Below are 7280 nucleotides of genomic sequence, written 5' to 3'. Positions count from 1 at the left end.
GGACTCACCCGGCGGTTCGGTGATCATCTGGCGCTGGACGACGTGACCTTCGACGTCGTACCGGGACGGATGACCGGGTTCGTCGGGGCCAACGGGGCCGGGAAGACGACGACGATGCGGATCATCCTCGGCGTCCTGGCGGCGACGGCGGGCCAGGTGCGGTGGCAGGGCGGCCCGCTGACCCAGGACGCCCGCCGGGACTTCGGGTACATGCCCGAGGAGCGCGGCCTGTACCCGAAGATGAAGATCCGCGACCAGCTGGTGTTCTTCGGCCGGCTGCACGGGCTCGGCCCGGACCGGGCCGCCGAGCGGACCGACCGGATCCTCGAGCGGCTCGGGCTGGCCGAGCGCGCCACCGACGTACTCGAGACGCTGTCGCTGGGCAACCAGCAGCGGGTACAGATCGCGGCCGCGCTGGTGCACGAGCCGGTCGCGCTGGTCCTCGACGAGCCGTTCAGCGGGCTGGACCCGCTCGCCGTCGACGCGATGGTCGACCTGCTCCGCGACGAGGTCACGCCGGAGGTGCCGGTGCTGTTCTCCAGCCACCAGCTCGACCTGGTGGAGCGGCTGTGCGACGACCTTGTCGTGCTGTCCCGCGGCAAGGTGGTCGCGGCCGGGTCGGTCGCGGAGCTGTCGGCCGGTCCGGCGGCGACGTACCGCCTGGTGGTGGACGGGGACGCGGGCTGGCTGCGGGACCTGCGCGGGATCCAGGTGCGGGACGTGGCCGGCGGTACGGCGCTGTTCGACGTACTGGATACCGAGATGGATACCGAACTCGAGCAGAAGATCCTTCAAGAGGCGATCAGCCGCGGCCGGGTGCTGGAGTTCGGGCCGGAGCGGGTGGCGCTGAGCGACGTCTTCCGGGAGGCGACCCGATGAACACACTCGACCGGCCGTGGGTGCTGATCGCCGAGCGCGAGATCAGCACGAAGCTGCGGGACAAGACGTTCGTCGGCTCGACCGTGGTGATGCTGCTGATCGTGATGGCGGCAACCATCCTGCCGGCGGTGCTGGTCGGCAAGACCAGTGCGTCGAAGATCGGCGTCATCGACGACGCGGGCGCGAAGGTGGTGCAGCAGGCGTCGGCCGCCGTCGGCGGCAAGGGGTACGACGTCGTCCGGCTGGCCGATCGCCCGGCCGCCGAGCACGCGGTCACCGACGGGGACGTGAAGGCGGCGCTGCTGCCCGGCACCGACGGGTACGTCGTACTCGGCAAGGACCAGGTGGACAGCGGTATCGAGAGCGCGCTGCGGGAGGCCGCGGCGTCGGTCGGGACCGCGGCGAACGCGGCCAAGGCCGGTCTCACCCCGGCCGAGCTGCACGCCGGTACGAAGGTCGAGGTCAGCCTGCTGAAACCCGGTCCGCTGCCGGATCTGGTGTCGCACTTCGTCAACATCGGGCTCGCGCTGGTGTTCTACATGACCGCGCTCGGGTTCGGCATGATGATCGCGCAGAGCGTCGTCCAGGAGAAGGAGAGCCGGGTCGTCGAGATCCTGGCCGCCGCGGTCCCGATCCGGGCGCTGCTGTGGGGCAAGGTGCTCGGCAACACGGTGCTGGCGCTCGCGCAGATCGTGGTGATCGCCGGAGCCTCGCTGATCGGGCTGCTCGCCACCGACCAGGCCGCCGTACTCGAGGTGATCGCGCCGGTCGCCGGCTGGTTCGTGGTGTTCTTCGTGCTCGGGTTCGTGGCGCTCGCCGGGCTGTGGGCGGTCGCCGGTTCGCTGGCCACCCGGCAGGAGGACCTCGGGTCGACCACGCTGCCCGGGCAGATGATCCTGATGATCCCGTTCTTCTTCTCGGTGTTCGCCGGTACGTCGGCCAAGACCGTGGCGTCGTTCGTCCCGATCGCGTCGTCGATGTCGATGCCGGGGCGGATGCTCACCGAGGACGTGCCGGTCTGGCAGCCGCTGGTCGCGATCGCTGTGTTGCTGGCGGCGACGGTCCTGATCGTGCGGCTGGGCGCGCGGCTGTACGAGCGCACGTTGCTGCAGACGGGGCGCCGGCTCGGTTACCGCGAGGCGTTGGCGCTCAAGGCGTCGTAGCACATCGTCACGGCCGGGTCCGGCGTTACAGGGGAGGGCCCGGCTGTGACGAAACCGCAATGTAGGGCGCCTGTGAGCCGTGCGTGCACCTCGACTACGGTCTCGATGCATGAACGTCGAGCTGCGCCATCTGCGAGTGGTGGTCCTGGTGGCGGAAGCCGGGTCCGTCGGCCGGGCCGCGCGCTGGCTCAAGGTCAGCCAGCCGAGCCTGACCGCGCAGCTGAAGCGGATCGAGGCCGCGTTCGGGGGAGAGCTCTTCGAACGCTCGCGGACCGGCGTCACCCCGACCCCGCTGGGGCGGTACGCCGTCGACCGCGCGCGGGCGATCCTGGTCGACGTCGACCACCTGTCCGCGACCGTGTCCGCGATGACCGCGGTCGAGTCGTCGGCCGTCCGGCTCGGCGGGTTCCCGACCGCGCCGATGTCCGGGATCGCGTCCCGGCTCCGCTCGCACGGCGAGATCGAGCAGGTCAGCATCGAGGTCGAGTGGTCCTCGAGCGTGCTGCTGCAGCAGCTGGAGAGCGGGCGGCTGGACTTCGCGCTGCTGCGGGAGTTCCCCGGGTTCGAGTTGCGGCTGCCGACCGGCGTCGAGGCCACCACGGTCGTCGAGTCCGAGTCGGCGTACGTCGCGCTGTCGTCCGACCACCCGGTCGCGGTCCGGACGCGCGGCGAGATCGAGCTCGCGGCGCTGTCTGACGAGGAGTGGATCGGGGAGCCGCCGGACGACAGCGGGTTCCATGTGCTGTTCCGGGCGGCCTGCGAGGCGGCCGGGTTCCAGCCGCGGGTGGAGCATCACTCGGTCGACACGTCCGTACTGATGGGGTTCGTGACGAGCGGGCAGGGCGTGGCGCTGATCTCGCCCACGTCGTACCGGATGCTGTCCTCGGACGTCACCACGCGCACGCTGGCCGGGGACCCGATCCACCGGAAGCTGGTGCTTGCCTGGAGCACGGACTCACCGCGCGCGCAGATGGCGGGCGAGGTGCTGGAGATGGCGAGTACGGCGTACGCGGAGGCGATCACCGAGCATGCGCGGCGGGGGGAGCATCCGCAGCGCATGCACGTCGCGTAGGTACTAGGCCGGCTTGACGGCCGGCTTCTCGAACGCCGCGAGGAAGAACTCTCCGGTGTCCTCGGGGTCCTCCATCCGCTCCCGATACTGCGACCCCATCTGCTCCTTCGGCGTCACCTTGGCGGCCACCGCCTTCTGCTCACCAGCAGCCTTGCTCTCTTGAGTCTTGGCCTCTTCAGCCTTGGTCTCTTCAGCAGCCGCCGGTTCCTCCTTCACCACCGGTTCCTGCTTCGCGACGGGCTCCTGGTTCGCCACAGGCACCTGCTCGGCGACCGGCTCCTCCGCCTGCTCCTGCTTGGTGGCAGGTCCCTCGACCGGCTCCTGCGCGCCCGCCTGCTTCACCTCAGCCACCTGCGTCGGCTCGTCACCCTGCCCGCCCGTCGCCTGCTCCGCTGCGGAAGCTGCGGGCTCCGCCGGCTCCTGCGCCGCGGGGGCTGCGGGCTGGGCGGGGGTGGGGGCTACGACCGTCTCCTCGTCCGACTGGTTGCTGTCGGCATCCGGTGCGGGGAACTGGCGCGTCTGCTCGTACCCCTCGGCGTCCCCGGCCGGGAACTGCCGGGTCTGCTCGTCGGCCTGGTTCCGCGGCTGCACCGGCTCCGGGTCGTCGAACAGGTCGTCGTACGAGCTGTGGCTCTGGTACGGCGCCGGCTCCTGATAGGTGCCCCCGGCAACCGGATACACAGCCGCGACGTCAGCCTCCTGCTGCGCCTGCGCCGCCTCCTGCTCGCGCTGCAGCCGCTCGGCCTCCACGCGTTCACGCCGTCGCCGCTGCACGCTGCGGACGATCAACTGGACCGAGTACACCAGCGAGATCACCCCGAGGATCGGCACGACCCCGTTCAGCGTGTACTGCTTCGACCCGTCGATCATCCCGGTACTGACCCCAGGAACGCCGTTCAGGAAGTTCGTGGTCCGGTTCGGGATCCAGAGCCAGCAGTAGACCAGGGTGCCGAACGCGACGAACGCCCCCAGCGCCCCAGCACCGGAGAAGTACGACACGACGGCCCAGAAGAGCAGGGCGCCGATGCCGAAGGCAAGCGCCATCTCCTTCGTGTTCAGCGCGATACCACCCGGCGCCGCGAGCACCCCGAAAACGGCCGGTCCGGCCAGAGCAACGGCTACGCCGAGCAAGAACCCGAGAAATTTGGACACAACCCCAAGGTAGCGACGAACCGCCGTCACACCCCGCAGACACTTCGGCACCAACCGGATAGGCAACCGCTTCCCCAGGCGCACCAAAACTGGCGTCTCCGCTGAGACGCCTCTGGTGCGGCGGCTGGTTGCTGGGTTGAGATTGCTGCTGGACCCCGACGCCCCCGGGCCACCCGTCTCTCGAAAGGATGAGCCGTTGCCTGCTCCGAACATCCTGCTGATCGTTTCCGACGACCACGGGTACGCCGACCGTGGCGGACTCGGTGTGCACGCCGACGTACGCACACCGGCCCTGGACCGCCTGGCCGCCGAGGGTGTTACCTGCACCGACGCGTACGTGACAGCACCGATCTGCAGCCCGTCGCGGGCGTCGATCATCTCCGGGCGGTACCAGCAGCGGTGGGGCGGCCAATGGTTCGACTCGGCCGCGTTCCCACCGGACGACGTACCGACGCTGGCTGAAGTACTACGCGGCCAGGGCTACCGCACCGGCTACTTCGGCAAAGTGCACTACGGGAAGGAGGACGTGGGGGACAGGGCGTGCCCGCCGCACCACGGCTTCGACGAGACGCTCTACGGGCTGGCAGGGCAGTCGTTCGGGCGGCTGAACTACCTGCACCACTCAGACGACGCCGTTGAGTCGTACGGACAGCCCGCTGCGCACCACATGGCCGTACAGCCGCTGCTGTCGGGTGACGAACCCGTTGAGCACGAGGGCTTCCTGACCGCGGAGTTCGGCCGGCGCGCGGCGGAGTTCATGGGCGCGGACGACGAGCGGCCGTACTTCTGCATGGTCGCGTTCAACGCCGTACACAACTTCTGCTGGCAGCTGCCCGAGTCGGAGCTGAAGGCCCGCGGCCTGCCGGCGTTCCGCGACTGGTCCCCGGAGGCGGACGGCCCGTTCATGGAGTGGTACGACGACGTGATCGTGCCGAACCTGCCGCACGGCCGCGAGTACTACCTGGCCCAGCTGGAACTGATGGACGCCGAGATCGGGCGCCTGCTCGACGTCGCGGGCGAGGACACGATCGTCGTGTACGTCACGGACAACGGCGGGTCGACGTGCAACTTCGGCGACAACGCTCCGCTGCGCGGGACGAAGTACACGCTCTGGGACGGCGGCATCCGGATCCCGATGCTCTGGCGCTGGCCGGCGCAGCTGCCCGCGGGCCGTCGTACAGACGCACTCGTTAGCACGCTCGACCTGGTACCCACGCTCGCGGCCGCGGCGGGCGCGAGCGTCGAGGGTACGGACGGCGTCGACATCCTGCCGGTACTGAGCGGATCGGCCGAGGGCGCGCACGAGAACCTGCACTGGGACTGCGGATTCCAGTGGGCGGTACGGGCGGGCGACTGGAAGCTCAGCTGGGTCGATGACAACGCCAACACCCGCCACCTGCGCGACTACGAGCACGCGCCGATGGGGGAGGGCTGGTTCCTCGCAAACCTTGCCGACGACATCGGCGAACAGCAGAACGAACTCTCAGCGCAACCGGAGGTAGCCGCCCGGCTGCGGGCGCTGCACGCCTCGTGGCGCGCGGACGTCGGCCTGGAACCTCAGACCGTCAACCCGTAGGTGATCGCGGTCGGCGGCTCCTCGTGATGGTCGATGTCCGGGCTGCGCTCGTACTCGTTCCAGGCGAGGAGCTCGTCGAGGTGCCGCCGTACCGGGTCCAGAACCTCCGCGATCGTGACCTCGCGGCCGAGCTCCTTGGAGAGCGTGGTCACGTCCGCGTCGGAGATCCCGCACGGAACGATCCGGTCGAACCAGGCCAGGTCGTTGTTGCAGTTCAGCGCGAACCCGTGCATGGTCACGCCCTGCGCGACCCGGATCCCGATCGCGGCGATCTTCCGCTCCCGCCCACGCTCGTCCGCGGCCACCCAGACACCACTGCGCCCCTTGACCCGGCCCGTCCGCACACCGAGCTCCGCGCAGACCCCGATCAACGCCTCCTCGAGCCGGCGCACGTAATCCACCACGTACACATGCGAGGCAAGCTTGACGATCGGATACCCCACCAGCTGCCCCGGCCCGTGCCAGGTGATCTTGCCACCCCGGTCAACGTCAACCACCGGCGTACCGTCCACCGGCCGCTCATGCGGCTCGGTCCGCTTCCCCGCCGTATAAACCGGCGGATGCTCGAGCAGAATCACCGTCCCGCCCGCGCCACCCGCCGCGACCTCCGCATGCAACCGCCGCTGCTCAGCCCAAGCGGCCTCGTACTCCACCGCATCAACACCGAACCCAGCTTCCACATACGCAATCACACCCCCGAGTGTAAGCACGCCCCAATCACCACCCACCCGCGCCCATCACGCAACCACCTGCCACGTCTCACCCACCCCCTCCGATCGCGGTCCGCGCCCAACGCGCAGGTACTACCGCCTCCGCCCCGCCCACCGCTGGCACGCGGGGCTGTGGATAACTTCCGCGGGGGAGTCGGCGATCGGTGCATCCTCTTGGGCATGGACCTCGCAGACCTCGACGGCTACAGCCTGCGCCGGCAGCTGGGTTCCGGATCCGCCGGCACTGTCTGGCAGGTCCGGGACCGCGCAACCGGCCGCAACGCCGTGCTCAAACACATCCCCACCGGCACCTTCCCGGACGCTCACCGCGTCCGCGCCGACCTCACCAAACTGACCCGTCTCCGCCACACCCACATCGCGCGCCTGATCGACTTCCGCGAGACCGACACCGGCTGGCTCCTGATCACCCAACACCTCCCTGCCGGCACCCTGACCGCGCTCCTCACCCGCCGCGGCCCCCTCTCCCCAGGCGAACTCGTCACCCTCCTGGCCCCACTCGCCTCAGCCCTGTCCCACCTCCACGACTCCGGCCTGACCCACGGCTCGATCACCCGCAACAACATCATGTTCGACGCCGACGGCCGCCCCATCCTCACGGACCCGACCCTCCGCCCCGCCACCCCCCAATCCGACACCCAAGCCCTGTCAGCCGTAGCCCACCAAGCCGGCGCAAACCCCCACCTCTTCACCCAACCCCTCTTCACCAC

7 protein-coding genes are annotated in these 7280 nt (G+C 69.8%); 5 read left to right on the top strand and 2 right to left on the bottom strand.

What is annotated here, in order from left to right; genetic code table 11:
- The 3 genes from VFF46_RS36410 to VFF46_RS36400 all read left to right on the top strand — a co-directional run.
- A partial coding sequence (locus VFF46_RS36410; protein WP_325041814.1) for an ABC transporter ATP-binding protein occupies positions 1-879 on the top strand: 879 nt, incomplete at its 5' end.
- Positions 876-2042, top strand: coding sequence for an ABC transporter permease (locus VFF46_RS36405; RefSeq protein ID WP_325041813.1), 1167 nt, complete (start codon positions 876-878; stop codon positions 2040-2042). The genes VFF46_RS36410 and VFF46_RS36405, both read left to right, overlap by 4 nt.
- Positions 2043-2151: 109 nt before the next feature.
- Positions 2152-3114, top strand: coding sequence for a LysR family transcriptional regulator (locus VFF46_RS36400; RefSeq protein ID WP_325041812.1), 963 nt, complete (start codon positions 2152-2154; stop codon positions 3112-3114).
- A 3-nt stretch (positions 3115-3117) separates the two neighbouring features.
- Here VFF46_RS36400 and VFF46_RS36395 read toward each other — a convergent pair whose 3' ends face one another.
- Positions 3118-4266, bottom strand: coding sequence for a hypothetical protein (locus tag VFF46_RS36395; protein WP_325041811.1), 1149 nt, complete (start codon positions 4264-4266; stop codon positions 3118-3120).
- A 196-nt stretch (positions 4267-4462) separates the two neighbouring features.
- Between VFF46_RS36395 and VFF46_RS36390 the strand changes: the two genes are divergently transcribed.
- On the top strand, positions 4463-5842 hold the full coding sequence (locus VFF46_RS36390) for a sulfatase family protein (RefSeq protein WP_325041810.1): 1380 nt from the start codon (positions 4463-4465) through the stop codon (positions 5840-5842).
- On the opposite strand, the gene lipB is transcribed toward VFF46_RS36390, so the two are convergent.
- Positions 5824-6534, bottom strand: a complete 711-nt coding sequence (lipB, locus tag VFF46_RS36385; protein WP_325041809.1) for a lipoyl(octanoyl) transferase LipB — start codon at positions 6532-6534, stop codon at positions 5824-5826. The two genes, VFF46_RS36390 and lipB, sit on opposite strands and share 19 nt — an antisense overlap.
- Before the next feature lie 198 nt (positions 6535-6732).
- On the opposite strand from lipB, the gene VFF46_RS36380 reads away from it, so the two are divergent.
- Positions 6733-7280: protein kinase domain-containing protein (locus VFF46_RS36380; protein WP_325041808.1), on the top strand; the 548-nt coding region annotated here is incomplete at its 3' end.

Origin of the sequence: Kribbella sp., from assembly GCF_035655035.1 — a bacterium.
Taxonomy (GTDB): Bacteria; Actinomycetota; Actinomycetes; order Propionibacteriales; family Kribbellaceae; genus Kribbella.
The sequence above is the reverse complement of the archived record's forward strand: the minus strand, read 5'-3'. Positions and strand labels throughout refer to the sequence as shown.